General features: G+C 56.8%; 17 protein-coding genes and 1 tRNA gene. 7 read left to right on the top strand and 11 right to left on the bottom strand.

Translation table 11 applies throughout. The features are described from left to right. The first annotated feature begins 68 nt into the window (after positions 1-68). Positions 69-1,346: a LysM peptidoglycan-binding domain-containing protein gene (locus tag D1641_RS00985; protein ID WP_160662530.1), complete on the top strand. Its 1,278-nt coding sequence runs from the start codon at positions 69-71 to the stop codon at positions 1,344-1,346. A 183-nt stretch (positions 1,347-1,529) separates the two neighbouring features. Beyond that, positions 1,530-1,922 carry a thioesterase family protein gene (locus tag D1641_RS00980; protein ID WP_201757187.1) on the top strand — a complete coding sequence of 131 codons (393 nt, stop codon included), beginning with the start codon at positions 1,530-1,532 and terminating at the stop codon, positions 1,920-1,922. A gap of 55 nt (positions 1,923-1,977) precedes the next feature. On the opposite strand, the gene D1641_RS00975 is transcribed toward D1641_RS00980, so the two are convergent. After that, positions 1,978-2,385, bottom strand: a complete 408-nt coding sequence (locus D1641_RS00975) for an Rrf2 family transcriptional regulator (protein ID WP_160662529.1) — start codon at positions 2,383-2,385, stop codon at positions 1,978-1,980. A 420-nt stretch (positions 2,386-2,805) separates the two neighbouring features. Here D1641_RS00975 and D1641_RS00970 point away from each other — a divergent pair, with 420 nt between their 5' ends. From D1641_RS00970 to D1641_RS00960, 3 genes are read left to right on the top strand one after another with little or no spacing between them, the layout of a single operon-like run. After that, the gene (locus tag D1641_RS00970; protein WP_160662528.1) at positions 2,806-3,267 is read left to right on the top strand and encodes a MarR family transcriptional regulator; all 462 of its coding nucleotides are present in this window, start codon (positions 2,806-2,808) and stop codon (positions 3,265-3,267) included. A 7-nt stretch (positions 3,268-3,274) separates the two neighbouring features. Then, complete coding sequence (locus D1641_RS00965; RefSeq protein WP_160662527.1) at positions 3,275-5,008, top strand: ABC transporter ATP-binding protein; 1,734 nt, start codon at positions 3,275-3,277, stop codon at positions 5,006-5,008. Beyond that, positions 5,008-7,074, top strand: coding sequence for an ABC transporter ATP-binding protein (locus D1641_RS00960; RefSeq protein WP_160662526.1), 2,067 nt, complete (start codon positions 5,008-5,010; stop codon positions 7,072-7,074). The genes D1641_RS00965 and D1641_RS00960 overlap by 1 nt, the downstream gene beginning before the upstream one ends. Before the next feature lie 181 nt (positions 7,075-7,255). Here the strand turns inward: D1641_RS00960 and D1641_RS00955 are convergent, their stop codons facing one another. Both D1641_RS00955 and D1641_RS00950 read right to left on the bottom strand, forming a co-directional pair. Then, on the bottom strand, positions 7,256-8,035 hold the full coding sequence (locus D1641_RS00955; protein WP_160662525.1) for a DUF3021 family protein: 780 nt from the start codon (positions 8,033-8,035) through the stop codon (positions 7,256-7,258). Continuing rightward, positions 8,022-8,489, bottom strand: a complete 468-nt coding sequence (locus D1641_RS00950; protein WP_160662524.1) for a LytTR family DNA-binding domain-containing protein — start codon at positions 8,487-8,489, stop codon at positions 8,022-8,024. The genes D1641_RS00955 and D1641_RS00950 overlap by 14 nt, the downstream gene beginning before the upstream one ends. A 231-nt stretch (positions 8,490-8,720) precedes the next feature. On the opposite strand from D1641_RS00950, the gene D1641_RS00945 reads away from it, so the two are divergent. After that, a tRNA-Arg gene (locus D1641_RS00945) sits at positions 8,721-8,797 on the top strand. A gap of 279 nt (positions 8,798-9,076) precedes the next feature. Here the strand turns inward: D1641_RS00945 and D1641_RS00940 are convergent. The 4 genes from D1641_RS00940 to D1641_RS00925 all read right to left on the bottom strand — a co-directional run bounded on the left by D1641_RS00940 (position 9,077) and on the right by D1641_RS00925 (position 13,942). Continuing rightward, positions 9,077-10,405: an acetyl-CoA hydrolase/transferase C-terminal domain-containing protein gene (locus D1641_RS00940; protein WP_347707360.1), complete on the bottom strand. Its 1,329-nt coding sequence runs from the start codon at positions 10,403-10,405 to the stop codon at positions 9,077-9,079. Positions 10,406-10,686: 281 nt separating this feature from the next. Continuing rightward, entirely contained in the window at positions 10,687-11,391 is a 705-nt protein-coding gene (locus D1641_RS00935) for an RraA family protein (RefSeq protein WP_160662522.1), read from the bottom strand. A 230-nt stretch (positions 11,392-11,621) separates the two neighbouring features. Then, positions 11,622-12,575 (bottom strand): hydroxyacid dehydrogenase, encoded by a 954-nt coding sequence (locus D1641_RS00930; RefSeq protein ID WP_160662521.1) that lies wholly within the window; start codon positions 12,573-12,575, stop codon positions 11,622-11,624. Continuing rightward, positions 12,572-13,942, bottom strand: a complete 1,371-nt coding sequence (locus D1641_RS00925) for an MATE family efflux transporter (RefSeq protein ID WP_160662520.1) — start codon at positions 13,940-13,942, stop codon at positions 12,572-12,574. Before D1641_RS00925 ends, D1641_RS00930 begins: the two co-directional genes overlap by 4 nt. Positions 13,943-14,078: 136 nt before the next feature. On the opposite strand from D1641_RS00925, the gene D1641_RS00920 reads away from it, so the two are divergent. Continuing rightward, on the top strand, positions 14,079-14,966 hold the full coding sequence (locus tag D1641_RS00920) for a LysR family transcriptional regulator (RefSeq protein WP_160662519.1): 888 nt from the start codon (positions 14,079-14,081) through the stop codon (positions 14,964-14,966). 59 nt (positions 14,967-15,025) lie between these two features. Here D1641_RS00920 and D1641_RS00915 read toward each other — a convergent pair whose 3' ends face one another. The 4 genes from D1641_RS00915 to D1641_RS00900 form a co-directional block, all read right to left on the bottom strand. After that, positions 15,026-15,556 carry a 3-isopropylmalate dehydratase gene (locus tag D1641_RS00915; protein WP_160662518.1) on the bottom strand — a complete coding sequence of 177 codons (531 nt, stop codon included), beginning with the start codon at positions 15,554-15,556 and terminating at the stop codon, positions 15,026-15,028. Next, positions 15,553-16,824: an aconitase/3-isopropylmalate dehydratase large subunit family protein gene (locus tag D1641_RS00910; RefSeq protein WP_160662517.1), complete on the bottom strand. Its 1,272-nt coding sequence runs from the start codon at positions 16,822-16,824 to the stop codon at positions 15,553-15,555. Before D1641_RS00910 ends, D1641_RS00915 begins: the two co-directional genes overlap by 4 nt. A gap of 21 nt (positions 16,825-16,845) precedes the next feature. Continuing rightward, on the bottom strand, positions 16,846-17,163 hold the full coding sequence (locus tag D1641_RS00905) for a hypothetical protein (protein WP_160662516.1): 318 nt from the start codon (positions 17,161-17,163) through the stop codon (positions 16,846-16,848). 84 nt (positions 17,164-17,247) lie between these two features. Then, a partial coding sequence (locus D1641_RS00900; RefSeq protein WP_160662515.1) for an ATP-binding protein occupies positions 17,248-17,675 on the bottom strand: 428 nt, incomplete at its 5' end.

The following is a 17,675-nucleotide window of genomic DNA, read 5'->3' as shown; positions in this document are numbered from 1 at the left end:
GCCGCAAATCCTCGAAATCTCAAAAATGGGCGCATAATATGCGCCCCTACATAATTGGAGGTAATATTATGGACATCCATGTTGTTCAGCCCGGCGACACCCTGTACCGGCTGGCCCAGCAATACGGCGTCCCCATGGAGCGGCTGATTCAGGACAACCAGCTCCCCGACCCCTCCCAGCTGGTGGTGGGGCAGACCATCGTAATCCAGTACCCCGAGCTGACCCACACCGTCCAAGCGGGGGACTCGCTGTATTCCATCGCTCGGATGCACGGCACCACCGCCGCCCAGCTGCTGCGCAACAACCCCGGCCTTCAGGGCCGGGACCTGATCTGTCCCGGGCAGGTCATCGTGGTCCGGTACGGCGTCCCGCCCCAGGGGACCCTCTCCGTCAACGCCTACGCCTACCCCACCATTGACCGGGACCTGCTCCGGGCCACCCTGCCCTACCTGTCCCTGCTCACCCCCTTCACCTACCGCTTTGATGGGGACGACCTGATCCCTCTCCGGGACGAGCCGCTGGTGAATGCCGCCCTCCAGAGCCGGGTGGCCCCCGTCCTCCACCTGTCCAACCTGGACGAGAACGAGCGCTTCTCCGGTGAGCTGGCCCACGAGCTGCTGGAGGATGAGGACGACCAGAAGGAGCTGATCGAGGAGATTATCCGCACTGCGGATCGCAGGGGCTATCGGTGGGTGGATGTGGACTTTGAGCTTGTCCTGGCCGAGGACGCCCGGGCCTACGCCCGGTTCCTGGCCCGCCTGCGCCGGGCTCTGGCCCCCAGCGGGCGGCCCCTTATCGCCGCCCTGGCCCCCAAGACCTCCGCAAGTCAGCCCGGCCGGCTCTATGAGGGCATTGACTACCGCCTCATCGCCCAGTCGGTGGACTTCGCTCTGCTGATGACCTATGAGTGGGGCAACCTCGCCAGCCCGCCCATGGCAGTAGCCCCCCTCCCCCAGGTGCGCCAGGTGGTGGAGTACGCCCTCACTGAGTTTACCCCCAGCCAGCTCTTCCTCGGCGTCCCCAACTACGGCTACGACTGGACCCTGCCCTTCCGGGAGGGAGGCCGGGCCAAATCCCTGAACAATGTGGAGGCCGTCCGGCTGGCCTGGAACCGCCGGACAGCCATCCGGTATGACGAGAGCGCCCAGTCCCCCTGGTTCCGCTACGTGGATGATCGGGGGGCTGAGCACGAGGTCTGGTTCGAGGACGCCCGCTCCATTCAGGCCAAGGCGCAGCTGGCCCTTGACTACGGCCTGTACGGCCTGGGCGTCTGGAACCTGGACCGGCCCTTCCCCCAGGGCTGGGTAGTTATCAACGCGATGACGGATATCCGGTCTGAGATGTAGGGGGCGGGCTCTGTCCCGCCCCCTTCGGCCAGGTCATGAATTAAACAGCGGGGCGGCGCGGAGGCCGCCCCCTTCGGCCAGGTCATAAATTAAACAGCGGGGCGGCACGGAGGCCGCCCCCTACTGGATTTTTCCTTTTCCCTGTGCTATAATCAGACAACCAAAGATAAGGAGGACATCATTATGCCTGTTACAGTCGGCCTGAAGGGCCGGGCAGAAGCCGTTGTAAGCGGCGCCAACACCGCTCAGGCGGCCTGCTCCGGGGCCCTGCCCGTATTTGGGACCCCATTTCTGTGCGCCCTCATGGAGGAGGCTTCCTGGAAGTCCATCGCCCCCCATCTGGACCTGGGACAGAGCACCGTAGGCACCAAGCTGGATATTTCCCACGACAGCGCAACCCCGGTGGGACTGAAGGTCTGGGCGGAGAGCGAGGTCACCCAGGTGGACGGCAAGCGCCTTGTCCTGAGGGTGTCCGCCTACGACGAAAAGGGTCTGATCGGCCAGGGCATCCATGAGCGCTTCATCATCATCGACGAGCGCTTTCTGGCCAAGGCGGCCAAAAAGCTGGAGGCCTGACAGCCGCCCCGGATGCACGACAAAGCCTGTGCACAGCGCACAGGCTTTGTCCTGTTTATCCGTCCATTTCCTGGAATATGACGCTCAGCGGCGTTTTGCGCAGCTCGGCGTCCAGCACGCCCTGAATCCGGGTCAGCTCCCGGCACAGGCCGCACTCCCCCTGGGGCCGGTTTTCACAGTGGTAATCCGGCTGCTGGCAGCGGTTGACCAGGAAGGGATCTCCCATGGCGCAAAACAGATCCCACAGATACAGCTCCTCACAGGGCCGCTCCAGGCGGTAGCCCCCGCTGGGCCCCCGACGGCTGTCCACCAGGCCGGCGGCGTGGAGGCACTTCAAAATTTTCAGCGTGACCGCCTTGGACATATGCTCCCGCTGGGCGACAGCGGCAGCGGGCAGCTGCTCTCCCCGACTCAGCGCGCGCAGGATTCGCAGGGCATACTCCGTCTCCCGGGTAATCAGCAAGAAAATCACCTCCGTCTATACAGTACCGCTTTTGTTTAGTATAACACGCCGGCCCGATTTGTCAATCTGCCCGCAGGACAAAAACCGTTTTCAGCATTTTATGAAACCGCCTGGCCCCATTCAGAAGGGAGCAGCCGTGCCTCCGGCAGGGCCAGCGCCGGCAACAATTACATCGTACATTTGTAAACCTCATTTCACTAACACTTAACAATAGTATAGCGTCACGCTCTAAGTAATGCAAGTGTAACCCGCCGCCAGAAATGACAGCGGGATTTTCAGCAAGCTCCACAACCAGATTGTTTTTCATCTGTAAACAATTTTTGAACCCGGCAAAAACCGCTTGACATTTTTTTCTTTCCGAGTAAAATAATCAACGGATTAATCATTAACAGATTAACTATTTTGAAAGGAGGTTTTCTCGTGGAAGCTTCGTTTCACGAGATGGAGCTGCTGTCCCGCAGCCTGAGCAACGCCCACCGCGCGGCGGTGCAGGCGGAGCTGAACGCCGCCGGGCTGGAAAAGGTGGGCCATCCCCTGCTGGTGTCCATCCTCCAGTCCGCCGACGAGGACCCGGAGGGCCAGTGCCAGGCTCAGCGGGAGCTGGCCGACCTGCTTCACGTCTCCCCTCCCGCCGTTGCCAACTCGCTGAAGTGCCTGGAGCGGGACGGCTATGTCCGCCGGGAGCCCTGGCCCAGGGACGCCCGGCGCAACCGGGTCATCCTCACCGAAAAGGGTGCCGCCGCCGTAGAGGGCTGCCGGGAGGTCTTCGTCCGGGTCTCCGACCGCATGCTGGCCGGCTTCTCCCGGGAGGAGCTGGCGCTGCTGGCCCAGTTTCAGCGCCGGATGCTGGACAATCTGACAAATTCTCACAAAAAGGAGTGATTTTACCTTGCTTTCCCTGTTCCTGACCCATTTGCAGGGTTACAAAAAAGAGGCAGTCAAGTCCCCCATTCTCATCATCCTGGAGGTCGTCTGCGAGCTCGTCCTTCCCCTGGTGATGGCGGAGGTTGTGGATGTTGCCATCCCCTCGGGGGATGTGGGCCACATTTTCCTCCTGGGCGGGCTGATGCTGGTGCTGGCCCTGCTGGCTATGGCCTGCGGCGTGGGCTCCGCCAAATACGCCACCTTTGCCAGCCAGGGCTTCGGCGCCAACCTGCGCCAGTGCCTGTTCAACAAGGTGCAGGACTTTTCCTTCGCCGATATCGACCGCTTCTCCTCCGCCTCCCTGATTACCCGCATGACCAATGACGTGAACGCCATGACCATGATGCTGGCCATGGGCCTGCGTATGCTGGTTCGTGCACCGGTGATGCTCATTGCCGCGCTTGGGGTCAGCCTGTACCTCAACGCACGGCTGGCCTTGATCCTGCTGGTCATCATCCCGCTGATGGTGCTGGCCATCGCCGTACTGATGAAGGTGTGCACCAGGCTCTTCGACGCGATGCAGAAAAAGATCGACGGGCTGAATAATGTCCTCCAGGAGAATCTGGTGGCCATCCGGGTCGTGAAGGCCTTTGTCCGGGAGGACCACGAGCGGGAGAAATTCAACCGCTCCAGCGACGAGCTGATGGAGGCCGGCCTCACCGTAGGGATGCGGATCATCGCCATCATGCCCATCATGATGCTGTGCCTGAACGGGGCCACCTTGGCCGTCCTCTACTTCGGCGGCAAAATGGTCATGGGGGCCAGCTTTGAGCTGGGTGACCTGAACGCCTTTCTCAGCTACATCATGCAGGTTCTCATGAGTGTGATGATGGTAGCCATGTCTCTGCTCCAGCTCTCCCGGGCCCAGGCCTGCGCCCGGCGGATCAACGAGGTGCTCACCGCCGTCCCCTCCGTTCAGAACAAGGAGGACACCCCCTCCCTCCCCGTCCCCAGAGGCCGGGTGGAGTTTAAGGACGTGTCCTTCAAATACGCCGCCTCGGGCACTGGGGACGACGTACTCTCCCACATCAGCTTCACCGTGGAGCCAGGGCAGTTTGTGGCTGTCGTAGGCGGCACCGGCACCGGCAAGTCCTCCTTGGTCAACCTGATTCCCCGGTTCTACGACGCCACTGGCGGGGCCGTGCTGGTGGACGGGGTGGACGTGCGGGACTACCCCCTGGAGGAGCTGCGCGCCCGCATCGGCATGGTGCTCCAGACCAACATCCTCTTCACCGGCACCGTCCGGGAGAACCTGCTGTGGGGCAAGCCGGACGCCACCGAGGAGGAGATCGTCCAGGCGGCGAAGGATGCCCAGGCCTACGACTTTATCATGTCCCTGCCCCAGGGCTTCGACACGGAGCTGACCCAGGGAGGCACCAACGTCTCCGGCGGGCAGAAGCAGCGGCTGTGCATCGCCCGGGCCATGCTCCGCAGGCCGGCCATCCTCATTCTGGACGACTCCACCTCCGCCGTGGACTCGGCCACCGAGGCGGCCATCCGGGAGTCCTTCCACAAGAACCTGAAGGACACCACCGTCATCATCATCGCCCAGCGGATTTCCTCGGTGCAGTACGCCGACGAGATTCTCATCCTGGACGACGACCACATCGCTGGACGGGGCACCCATGAGGAGCTGCTGGCAGGCAACAAAATCTATCAGGAGATCTATCAATCTCAGCAAGAGGGGGTGGGCGGATAATGCCAGGACCCAATCGTGCCCCAAGAGGGGGCTATGTCAAACCCAAAAACCTGAAAAAGACCATGATCCGGCTGGTGGGCTACCTCACCAAAAGCAAGCTGCCCCTGCTGTTCGTGCTGTTCTGCCTGCTGGTGTCGGTGGGCACCAATCTGGGCGGGTCCTATCTGGTGCGGCCTATCATCAACAGCTTTATCTGGTCGGGCTGCACCGACTTCGCCGGGTTGGGCATCGCCATCCTTCAGCTGGCGGGGGTCTATCTGCTGGGCTGCCTGGCCACCTACGGCCAGTCCGCCGCCATGGTCCGTCTGGCGGAGAAGGGGGTCAACCGCCTGCGAAAGGACCTGTTCGACGCCCTGCAGAAGCTCCCCCTGTCCTACTTCGACCAGCACCCCCACGGGGAGCTGATGAGCCGGTTCACCAACGACGCCGACAACGTGCAGATGGCCCTTCAGCAGAGCATGGTCTCCCTGTTCTCCAGCAGCCTGATGTTCGTGGGGCTGGTGGTCCTCATGCTGGTCATCAACTGGAAGCTGTTTTTTGCCACTGTTCTGGTGCTGGTGCTCACCATGTTCCTGTTCAAGCAGCTGGGCAGCCGCAGCCGAAAGTTCTATCAGAAGCAGCAGGCCGCCCTGGGGGCGGTCAACGGAGAAATTCAGGAGACCATCGAGGGGCTGAAGGTGGTAAAGGCCTTCACCCACGAGGAGGCGGCCAAGGCCAAGTTCCAGGAGCTGAACAACGCCTACCGGGATGCCGCCCAGAAAGCCAACTTCTATTCCGGGGTCATCATGCCGGTGGCGAGCAACCTGATGAACATCAGTTACGCCCTCACCGCCGCCTTCGGCGGGCTGCTCTCCGTCCTCCAGGGCTTCGACCTGGGTGGACTGGCGATTTATCTCAACTACTCCCGGCAGGTGGGCCAGCCTCTGAACCAGATCTCCCAGCAGATGACTACCCTGTTGTCCGCCATGGCGGGGGCGGAGCGCATCTTCGAGGTGATGGACACCGCCGCCGAGGTAAATCAGGGCTCTGTCACCCTGGTTCCTGCGGAAAAGGATCAGAATGGCACCCTCTCCCCCTTCACCGGCCAGGGACGGCCCAAGGTCTGGGCCTGGAGGACTCCCCAGGGCAACGGCATGGAGTTGGTCCCCGTCTTTGTGGGGGAGGACGAGGTCCTCACCGAGATCACCGACCCGGAGTCCGTCCCCGACCCGGCCATGCTGGCCGACCACGGCTGGGCCTGGAAATACCCCGGTCCCGACGGGGAGATGAGCCTCCACCTGATCCGGGGCACGGTACGCAACGTCCCCGGGGAGGATTTCTGCCTGACCGAGCTGAAAGGCGCGGTGCGCTTCCGAAATGTAGACTTCTCCTATGTCCCGGGAAAGCGGATTTTGAAGGATGTGTCGGTCTACGCCGACCCGGGGCAGAAAATCGCCTTTGTGGGCTCCACCGGCGCGGGCAAGACCACCATCACCAACCTGATTAACCGCTTCTACGAGATCGAGGGCGGACTCATCACCTACGACGGCATCGACGTGAAGGCCATCCGCAAGGACGATCTGCGCCGCTCTCTGGGGGCGGTGCTCCAGGACACCCACCTGTTCACCGGCACCATTATGGACAACATTCGCTACGGCCGGCTGGACGCCACCGACGAGGAGTGTATCGCCGCCGCTAAGAGCGCCAACGCCCACTCCTTCATCCGCCGCCTGCCCGAGGGCTATCAGACCATGGTCACCGGCGACGGAGCCAACCTGTCCCAGGGCCAGCGGCAGCTCTTAGCCATCGCCCGGGCCGCCGTGGCCGACCCGCCGGTGATGATTCTGGACGAGGCCACCTCCTCCATCGACACACGGACGGAGGCCCTCATTCAGCGGGGCATGGACTCCCTCATGGAGGGCCGGACGGTGTTTGTTATCGCCCACCGCCTGTCCACCGTGCGCAACTCCAACTGTATTGTGGTTATTGAGCACGGAGAGATTGAGGAGAAGGGCAGTCATGAGCACCTTCTGGAGGAAAAAGGCCGGTACTACCGGCTGTACACCGGACAGTTCCAGCTGTCCTGAGCACAAAAGGGCCCCGCCGACCGGCGGGGCCTCTGCGTTTATTCTTTCCATAGTTCTCGGATACATTTCATCACAATAAAGATGAACGCCGTTAAAAAGAAGATGCCGCATGGGACCAGTACAAGCCAAATGATAACGGAAGCGCAGATATTATAAAATGCCTGTTCCACAATGCTCCCCATTACGCATCTCCCCTCTTTGGCACCGCCCGGCGGTACATCCATCCCAGCACGTTGCCTGCCAGGGCGGGAACCGCCGCCAGGAAGCCGTGGAACAGTTCGGCGGTGGACAGCAGGGACAGCATAGGCAGATAGCACACAAAGCAGGCCAGCGGGTACAGGGGGCACACACCCTGCCGCTTGCCCAGAGACACTCCGGCGAAGAAGCCCCCCGCCGGCAGCAGCACAAAGGGCAGAATCAGCGCGGACAGAACGGGAAGCTCAAGAATGCTGCCCCTCTGTATCTCATGCTCTGCCCACCGCAGGAGCAGGGGCAGGCCGTCACACAGCAGCAGGACAAAGGGCGCATACGGCAGGGTCTCCCGCCATTTCAGGGGGGACGGCCCGGCGTCCAGCCCCAGCAGGGTCCGCAGCTGCATCACCTCCATATACCAGCCGATCCAACGCCCCAGCCAGATCAGGGCGTACAGCAGAGCCAGCATCCCCTCCAGCAGTAGCAGTCCCTCCCACCACCAGCCATAGAACTGGGCCATCAGCAGGACAAACAGGGCGGAGGTCACCGCGAAGTGGGCGCCGGAGCGCAGCAGCAGAGATTTTCCGTCGTCGGCGAAGGGCAGGGTGGCCAGCCCCGCCGCCACCCCCAGGGCGACACACAGCAAGCACATTACAGGGTTCACAAGCCGGGTATCCATAAAATAGGGGACGAATATCAGCGCAGCCAGCAGGCCCGCCCCCCCTCCGGCCAGCATCCGGACCAGCCAGGCCCATCTATCCTCTCTCACCGCGGCTCCTCCTTCCTCCATTCAGCACTTCCTTGATTTTCTTCATGTACCGCCGGGACACGTAAGCCTTTACCGCCCCGTCCAGGGTCATGCAGATGCTGCCCGCCAGAGACAGATCCACCGCCGTAACCCGGTCCAGGTTGATAATCTCGCTGTTTGAGATCCGGACAAACCGGGTCTGATCCAGCCGCTCCTCCAGCTCATACAGCCGCAGGCGGACAGTAAATACCTCCTGAGCAGTCTGGGCGGACACACCCTTGCCGTCGGTATAGAACCGGAGAAACTCCCCCTGGGGGAGCAGCAGCTTATCCTCCCCCCGGCTCACCGGGACGGGACTCAGGGCCAGTCTGGACAGCTCCTCCGCCAGGCGGCGCAGTTCCCCGCTCTCCTCCCCGGCCAGGATGACAATTTTCGGCTCCTGCCGGCCCGGCTCCACTTTAATCTCCACTTCCACGGCCCCTTCCCCCTCTCCGCCTTCCAGTATAGCCCCTCCGGCCCACTCTGTCCACCAATTTGGGATAGTCGGTCATTTTTTGCGGATAGTTGGTCATTTTACCGTTGACAGATGGCCCGGGTTGGGCTAAAATAGCAGAGATATCCGCCCTCTAAGCAGGGAATAGAGCATCCCACTTCAGGGGCACAAGCGTACCGTCTAAAGTTCGATTTCAGTCCGGCATTTTCATAAGCCCGCGTAGCTCAGATGGATAGAGCGACCGCCTCCTAAGCGGTAGGCCAGAGGTTCGAATCCTCCCGCGGGTGCCACAAAAGCACAAAACCTCCGGAAAATCCGAAGGTTTTGTGCTTTTTTATAACATTTTGAAGTACAATGGTACAAAAACGTTAAGGCCAAGAATAAAAAGAGCTCCATTGTCAGCACCGAAGAATCAACGATCCTTTAGTTCAGGGCTAAAGGAGGTAGCGGAAAAGCGTATGCTTCTTTCTGGCCATTTCTTAAACCTCCAATGTGTCGCTCATATTCTACATCACATCGGAGCTTTACACAAATTTTGGGTTGTCTATAGCGCCTTTTTCGATAGACTTTCACCTCGAAAAGGCAACAAATGCATATTGAAGCAATTCCTCCCGAAAATCCGGATGAGCAATTGACGCCATCGCCTTAGCGCGTTCCAGCAGACTTAACCCGCTTAATTTAACAACACCATATTCTGTTGCCACACATTGAGTCATCGTCCGAGGTGCAGAAACTGTACTTTCACCAGAGATACAGGGCACAATATTAGATTTCAGTGTACCATCCTTTTTTTGATGTGTTGCGTTGAGACAGATAAATCCTTTTCCCCCTTTAGAGCGAAATGCCCCTTCCAGAAAATCCAATTGACCACCGATACCGGATAGTTGACGGGTACTGGCACTTTCTGCGTTTTCCTGCCCCATCAGGTCCAGTTCAATACCTCCATTGATGCTGATTACATTGCTCATCTGCCCTATGCGGTCCGGAGCATGGACATAGTCCACATCACCAGGGTGAAACAGTTCCGGTTCACGGTCTAACCAGTCGTAGATCTCCTGGGAACCCATTGCCAAATTCCAGGTAGAATAACCCCGGTCGATCTCCTTACGGGCATTGGTCAGTTTTCCGCGCTGGTACAGACACATAAATGCGTCGCTGATGGTGCCGGTATGACAGCCTAAATCTTTGATATCAGATTCCGCCAACATATTCGCAATGGCAAACGGCACACCGCCTACACCCAAGGAAAGGACTGCTCCGTCCGGGATTTCCTTTACAACCAGCTCAGCAATTTTCAAGTCTACAGGCGAAGGCTCCCGATAGACACGCTGAGGCAACGGCTCATGCTCCCCTTCTACAATGTAGTCGGCCTCAGAAAGATGGACCTGATGAGAACCACTGATTCCTTGCAGCTTTGGCAGTTTTTCGTTGATCTCAAAAACCACTGTATGGGCACTTTTAATAATAGTGTGCCAGGCGTAGTTGGAGATACCCAAGCCGCAGTATCCTTGATTATCCGGCAGGGAGACCGGAACAAACGCAACATCACACCGAATATGGCGGTCCCGGTAGAGATAGGGCAGTGAGCGCAGCATCGTGGGCATAAACTGTACCAGACCACGGGATTGCAGCTTGCGCTCATAATCTCCGATATGCCAACTGTAGTAATGGAATGTGGTCTGTTCCGGGTCACACTCCACTGCCTCAATCCGGGGGTGCAGCACAAGTCCACCACGTATTTTGACATCAGCCAGCTGCTCTTTCCGGGCGGCCAAAGCTCGGTCCATCAGCTCCGGATATCCACCGCCGAATCCATAATCAACCCAACACCCAGAATGAACCGCTTTTTCTGCGGCAACCTCTGGCGTTACAAACTTGCTTCTGTCAAGATTCAGCACAACTACGACCTCCATCATATTGATTTCGATATATAAATTCAGCTTTCAGACGCTACCTGAAAGCTGAATGTTTCTTGCGCAGAATTTTTATGACTTATAGGAGGTAGATTCTCTTCGCATTTCCGCCCATAACTACGTCGTATTCCTCGTCTGTAAACTCGGGATACTTCTCAGCAAAGTCGTTTCGATAGCACAGTTGCAGCCTATAGGGACGAACATCAATAATCATAAAAATTCATCTTCCCAGCACAGTTCTAATTCAACGGAATTACTTTTCTCAATTAGAATGTGTAGCAGCCATCAATAATTTCAAAATCCTTTTTCTCCAGTGCGGCGGCCCATTTGCCTTGGCCGTAGCTGTTGCCCGCCTTGGCCTTGGCCAGACTGGCCTGGTCGATTTCAAACTTCTTTTTGGCCTCCTCCAGAATCACTGTGGCCTCCTGGCGTGGAATCACACAGATACCGTCCTGGTCACCGACAATCACGTCGCCGGGGTTGACCGTAATGTTGCCGCAGGCCACAGGAACGTTGACCTCGCCGGGGCCGTCCTTAAATGGCCCACCCGGGCAGGCGCCTGTGGCGTATACAGGGAAGTCCATCTCCCTGATGGCATCCAGATCACGAATGGGGCCGTCAATCACGATGCCGGCCAGCTTCAGCGACTGCATGGAGCAGGCCATATTTTGGCCAATCACAGAGCGGGTAGGACAGCCCTCGTTGGAAACGATCAGGAAGTCGCCCTCCTTGGCAATGTTCTCCAAAACATAGTGGATCAGCAGATTGTCCCCGCCCCGGGACTTAATGGTCAACGCACTTCCCACAAAGGACACACCTTGAGGGGCCGACATCAGCTTAATGCGGGGATCCATACAACCAATACGCTCAAAGCTATCGCCGATATTAGAGGCGGGCAGGCCCACAAAGCCCTTTAAAATGTCCGGATCAACCAGCTTGCGCTGCGTAAATACCCGTTTTCCCATTGCCATATCAAAATACCCCTCTCTTTATCACCAGGATGGACCTCTCCAGGCCGGTGTATGCCGCGATAATTGTTTCTGCTATCGTCTTCTTCACGGTCACCCTCCTTACCCCTTTTACGTTTTCAATTTGGATAACTTGTGTATGAAAATTATATCACAGTGGGTATCAATTGTAAAATTAAGAATATAAATTATGTATAAATTTGATTTATAAACACAGTGGGTGGCTGTCTTTTCTAATATACATGATTGACTGGCCAGCGCAGCGGTTCTCCCCGGAAGAAAGAGACGATATCCATGGCCGCATGGAGGCCCGAACGTGCCAGCGCCTCCCCGGTGTTTGAGCCAATATGCGGCGTTACAATAACGTTCGGCTGGTTCAGAAGCGGATGACCGGCGGAGAACGGCTCCACGCTCAGAACATCTAAAAAGGCTCCGGCGATCTCGCTGGACTCCAGTGCCTCCAGCAGCGCTTGCTCACATACCACCTTGCCTCGGGCCGTGTTGACAAAAATTGCAGACGGCTTCATCCATCCGAACTCCCGTTTGCCCACCAGATTCTCATTTTCTGGACGCATCGGAATATGCAGCGAGACAAAATCCGCAGACCGGAACAACTCCTTCCAGCTGACCAACCGCACATAATCCGGGACCGGCTTACCCTCCATGTGTCCCTCATAAACAGCTATGTCCATTTGAAAGCCCAGTGCGGCAATTTGAGCGACCCGCCGGCCAATGTCACCAAAGCCCACCAAGCCCAACATTTTTCCGGTCAACTCAGCGCCCGGGCAGTGGGTCTTGAAGAAAAAGTCTCCCCGTTTTGCGGACTCATTCAGCAGCGGAAGCTTTCTGGCCGCTGCAATCATTCCGCCCATTGTCAGTTCCGCCACAGAGGGGCCGTTCGACTCAGGTGTATTGGTCACTTGAATGCCTAGTTGCGTCGCGGCGTCTACATCAATGATGTCCAGCCCGGTACCGTGCCGGGCTATTATTTTCAGCTCCGGCTCCGCCTCCATCACCTTCCGTGTGATCTGTGCGGTGCGGACCAGAATGCCCTGACAGCCCTTCACTTCACGGCACATGGACTCTTCATCCATGGCAGTCCCAATTCGAACGGCCAAGCCGCGATCTGTCAGATAATTTGTTCCCTCTTCTGCGATGACGCGCGGGATGTAGATTGTTGGCTTCATGTGATTATCTCCTCCTTATTTGCTTCTTTTTCCCATTCAGGTCTGTGTTTCACAACGAGGTAGTAGCCATAAATCAGAACCAAAGTGCTCCCCCACGCAATTGGATAGCACCAATAAATGTTGGTAATTGTTGGATTGACCGCCATAGAAACAGCCAGGAACAGCTGACGAACGCCAACCATCCCAATCAGCGACAGAATTGTGGTAATATGCGTATAGCCGTGACCACGCAGGACACCGTACAGGATCTCCCTCAAAGCAAAAACCACATACATGGGCAAGATTGTCCGCATCATAGCCGCACCGATTGCAATGACCTCTGGGTTATCGTTAAACAGTCCCACACACTGCCGTCTGAACAGAAGGACGACCAGCTCCAGTGTAATTGTGACGGATAGCGACAGCCTGATGCAAATTCGGACGCTGCTGCTGGCCCGCTTATAATTTTTTGCTCCAATATTCTGGCTGACGCAGGTTGTGACCGTTGTCCCAAACGCCTTGCAGGGCATGGCAATAAATTTATCCAGCCGCTGGGCCACACCGATGCCCGCCGTGGCCACCGAACTGAATTGGTTGACATACCGCCAGACAAATAGATTGGAAAAGGAAACCAAGGAGCTTTGCAGTCCGGATGGCATCCCTATGCTCAGCAGCTCCAACACAATTTTCTTTCCATAGTACATCGTCTCGCGAATGGAAAAGCACGGAGCACGGCTCTGTCTGCAGATTTTCATGTACACAACCACAACGGAAATAAACTGGGAAATTACCGTGGCAACACTGACGCCCGCGACCCCTAAGTGAAGAACCGCCACAAAGAGGACATCCAGTACGATATTGATACAGCAGGTCAGCAGCAAGATCATAAACGGTGTGCTAAAATCTCCGATAGCACGCAGGATTCCCGCGCTTACGTTATAAATTACAGTAAACATGATCCCCGCTAAATAGACGCGCAGATAAATGACTGCCTCTCCATAGGCGTCGTCCGGGACAGCGGAAAGCCGGAGCAAAAATTCGGTCCCGCAAATACCGGCCACCGACAGGAATACGCCCAATATCGCCGAGAACGTAAAGGTAACCCGGATATACCGCCGCAAGAGTTCCTCCTGTTTGCTGCCAAACACCCGTGACACAATGACAATCGCGCCGATGGACATGCCATTAAAAAAGCCAATCAGCAGATTGGACAGTGTAGAACAGACGCTGATTGCCGCCAGCGCAGTGTCACTGACAAAATTTCCGACCACAATGGCGTCCACGGTGTTATATAGATTTTGGAGCAGCTCTCCCATAACCAGCGGAACGGAAAACAAGATCAACTGTCTGCTCAGACTGCCTTGAGTGAAGTCGATTTGTCTTGTCAAGTCGATCCCTTCTTCTTTGCGAAAATGTCCAAAGCAGGACGCATCTTATCCCGGTCGCTTTACATTTTTTCATATTTGTGATAGTCTTATTAAAAACCTTGCTCTCTGACCCGCTGGCCGTCCATGGAGGTGCTCTATGACCTTAACACAACTATATTACTACCAAGCTGTCTGCAAATTCAACAGTATTTCCAGGGCCAGTGAGTTTCTTCACGTCTCCCAGCCCGCCGTCTCCATCGCAATCAGCAATCTGGAGTCGGAATTCGGCGTCACGCTGCTCAAACGTGATAACCGGACCTTTGAAATTACAGATGCCGGACGCACGTTTCTCTCCCTGACCAATGATTTGTTGGCCAATGTGGACGCCATGTACAACCGCATGAAGACCCTGCAAAGCAATGTACGGCAATTACGAATCAGCGTTGTCCCACTTTCATTCTCCCAGGTTTTTCAGTCTATTCTTCAGCAATACCGTACCCAATGTCCCAACACACAGGTGCAGGTGTTTGAGTGCAATGCGCAGGAAGCGGCTCAGAAGCTGAAAAGCGGTCAAGTTGACGTGGCACTGACCATTGATTATCTGCACCAGCTTCCCTTTGTAGACGGGCTGCAGCTCTATAAAACATCCAGTATACTAGCCATCGGAAAAAATCACCATATGGCCGACCTTCCCAGCTGTACCTTTGCCGATCTGGCAAATGAATCCCTTATCTTCACCAAGGAGGATTCCCATTTGACAACCCAAGTGAAAAATCGGTTTCAAGCGATGGGAATCACGCCCAATGTGTTCCTTTATACGGCTCAGAGCAGTCTCATTGAATCCGCACTGCAGAACGGACACGATTGCGCCATTATCTCAGACAGCCTGGCTCAACAGCTGAACAATGTCGTGCTGATCCCGATCCTGGACACTGTGGAAATCTCTCATCTCCTCCTCTGGAAACGGGCGGCACACCTCTCTCCTCCCATATCCAAATTCATTAAGGTGATTCGCTCCATTTACCCGGACGCAGTCCCATATTGATCCACTAAAACGAGGGAAATGCCAGTTTTATATACCGGCATTTCCCTCAAAATCTCGTTTTAGGCCGGGTCCTGCTGATTTTTCTTGCGGTAATACGCCAGCATACCGCCGTACTCCACAAATTCCAATACCAGATCAGAGAGCGGCGCGCTCTGGATTTCCGCTCCAGTGGTGCAGTTTCGGACGGTCCCGGTGGTAAGGTCTGCCTCAATGATATCCCCGGTGTGGACCACTTTTGTAATACCCGGACACAAAATTGCGGGCAGCCCCCGGTTGATGGCATTGCGGAAGCTGTAGCGGGAGAAGGAGTCGGCAATTAACAGCTCAATTCCCGCGCCCTGAAGGGCGGCGATAGGATGCTCGATACTCTTTCCGCCGCCGCCGAAGTCCTCACCTCCGATAACAATGGAGTACCCCTTATCCCGGAAGCCGTTTTCCACATTAAGGACCTCCGGACAGGCGCCTTCCATGGCCCACTTTCCCAGCTCCTCCGGATTCAGACCGAGGCCCCAGCGGTTTTGCGCAATGATTTGGTATGCGGTCACATTGTCGCCGCACAGATAGACGCTACCTTTGATGATGCGCTTCACTTGACCGCCTCCCCTTCTAAAAACACCCGCGGGTCACAGATTTTTCCAGTCACCGCCGCTGCCGCCGCCGCATAGGCAGAGGCAAGGTAAACCTCACTGTTGGGACTGCCCATACGGCCCTTAAAGTTACGGTTGGTGGTAGCGATGGCCCGCTCGCCGTCGCCGATCAGGCCTGCGCCCGCGCCTGCACAGGAGGCGCAGGAGGGCGTCATGATGGCCGCGCCCGCCTTCAACAGCTTTTCGATATACCCCTTCTGCACTGCCTCCAGCATAACCTCCTGGCTGGCCGGTACGACAATCAGCCGGACTCCCTCATGCACCTTTTTTCCATCCAGTATTTCCAGCGCCTGTTCCAGATCCTCAATGCGCCCGTTGGTGCAGGAGCCCAGGAAAACCTGATCCACATCCAGGCCCTCCACTTCGGAGATGGTCCGCACCTGATCCACGTTGTGCGGACAGGCAATCAGCGGCGCAAGCTCCGATACATCCAGGGTAAGTACCCGCTCATAGACGGCGTCCGAGTCAGGCCGCTCGATGTGGCACTCATCCGCAGTACAGCCCACAAAATCCAAGGTCTTTTCGTCCGCCTCGAGAATGGCGCATTTTACATTCATCTCCGCCGCCATATTCGCAATGACCAGCCGCCCGGAGACGCTCATCTCACGGATACATTCGCCGCCGATTTCCACCGCCTTGTAGATAAACTGGTTCAAAGGCGCCAGCTTGATCATAGCCAGTGAGATGTCCTTGGCTGTTACACCGGGCTTCAACCTGCCTACCACGTTAATGCGAATACTTGCCGGGACCTGGAGCCAGATTTTCCCGGTTGCCATAATCACAGCGGCATCTGAGGAGGTGATGCCGCAGGCCAGCGTCCCCAGAGCGCCGTACATAGTGGCATGGGAATCCGTCCCCAAGGCCACCTCGCCGGGGCGGGTAAAGTGCTCTACCATCATCTGGTGGCCGATCCCATGCCGGCCGATCTCAGAAAAACGCTCGATCCCGTGCTCCTTGCAGAATTTGCGGCAAATCCTGTGGTTATTGGCCGACTTCACATCCGCCGGAGGAACCCGGTGATCCATGCCGAACAGAATCATCTCCGGACGGACTACGGCTTCCGCATGCAATGTTTCAAACTGAGAAAATACGATTGGGCCCTGGAAATCATTGATGAACAGGCGGTCTACGGTGACACCCACAATTTCACCGGGTTTTACCGGCCTTCCGGCTGTCCGGGCAAATACCTTTTCAATGATTGTGCTCCCCAAACTCCTCACACCTTTCTGTCCTCAGTTTTTCTTCAGCATATCCTCATAGTTGGCCTTTTGGCTGGCCTCTACGGCACTCATGCCCCGCTTCATCTCCTCGATCACCGCGTTTTCATTGGCCTCGATAATCTCCGCCTGCTCGATAACCTCCATCAGCCGGTCCGGGGGAATGATGCAGATACCGTTGCGGTCGGCGTAGATGATATCGCCGGGACGAACCTGGGCCTCTCCGAAGCGGATGGGCTGGTTGACACTGAGTTGGACCATGCGCCCCCGCGCAGTCCGGCAGACTAAACCCTTGGCATAGACCGGGAAGCCCATAGACTCATATTCGTCCACATCCCGGGCTGTCAACGCCGATATGAAATTGTAAGAAAACGCCGAAGAAATTTTGTAGTTTTTCGGCGGGGATGGGTAACAAAATCAGCAGCTGCCTTGCTCAAAAAGAGTGTTCACAATTTGCTGCTTCTGGCGCATAAATTCCTTGCGTTCTTTCAAGCGGTAAGACTCGCCCTTGATGTTAATGACAGTGCAGTGATGCAGGACACGATCCAGGATGGCGGAGGCGATGGTGACGTCGGCAAAGACCTCGTTCCACTGGGAGAAGGTCTTGTTGGAGGTAAAAACGGTGGACGTTTTCTCATACCGTCTGGCAATGAGCTGGAAAAAGAGATTTGCGCCCTGGATGTCCATGGGGAGGTAGCCGATCTCGTCGATGATGAGCATCCTGTACTTGGCGAGAACCTTGAGCTTGTCCGGCAGACGGTTCTCAAAGTGGGCCTTCTTGAGCTGTTCAATGAGTTGGTGGCAGTTGATGTAGTAGGTGGAGAACCGGTGCTGTGCTGCCACCA

It is taken from the genome of Colidextribacter sp. OB.20, from assembly GCF_009911595.1.
Classification (GTDB): domain Bacteria; phylum Bacillota; class Clostridia; order Oscillospirales; family Oscillospiraceae; genus Lawsonibacter.
Note: the sequence above shows the minus strand (reverse complement) of the source record. Positions and strands in the feature narration are given on the sequence as shown.

Coding starts and splice junctions, on each gene's coding strand:
- D1641_RS00985 (WP_160662530.1), top strand. CDS start 69: ATGGACATCCATGTTGTTCAGCCCGGCGACACCCTGTACCGGCTGGCC.
- D1641_RS00980 (WP_201757187.1), top strand. CDS start 1,530: ATGCCTGTTACAGTCGGCCTGAAGGGCCGGGCAGAAGCCGTTGTAAGC.
- D1641_RS00960 (WP_160662526.1), top strand. CDS start 5,008: ATGCCAGGACCCAATCGTGCCCCAAGAGGGGGCTATGTCAAACCCAAA.
- D1641_RS00935 (WP_160662522.1), bottom strand. CDS start 11,391: ATGGCAATGGGAAAACGGGTATTTACGCAGCGCAAGCTGGTTGATCCG.
- D1641_RS00930 (WP_160662521.1), bottom strand. CDS start 12,575: ATGAAGCCAACAATCTACATCCCGCGCGTCATCGCAGAAGAGGGAACA.
- D1641_RS00920 (WP_160662519.1), top strand. CDS start 14,079: ATGACCTTAACACAACTATATTACTACCAAGCTGTCTGCAAATTCAAC.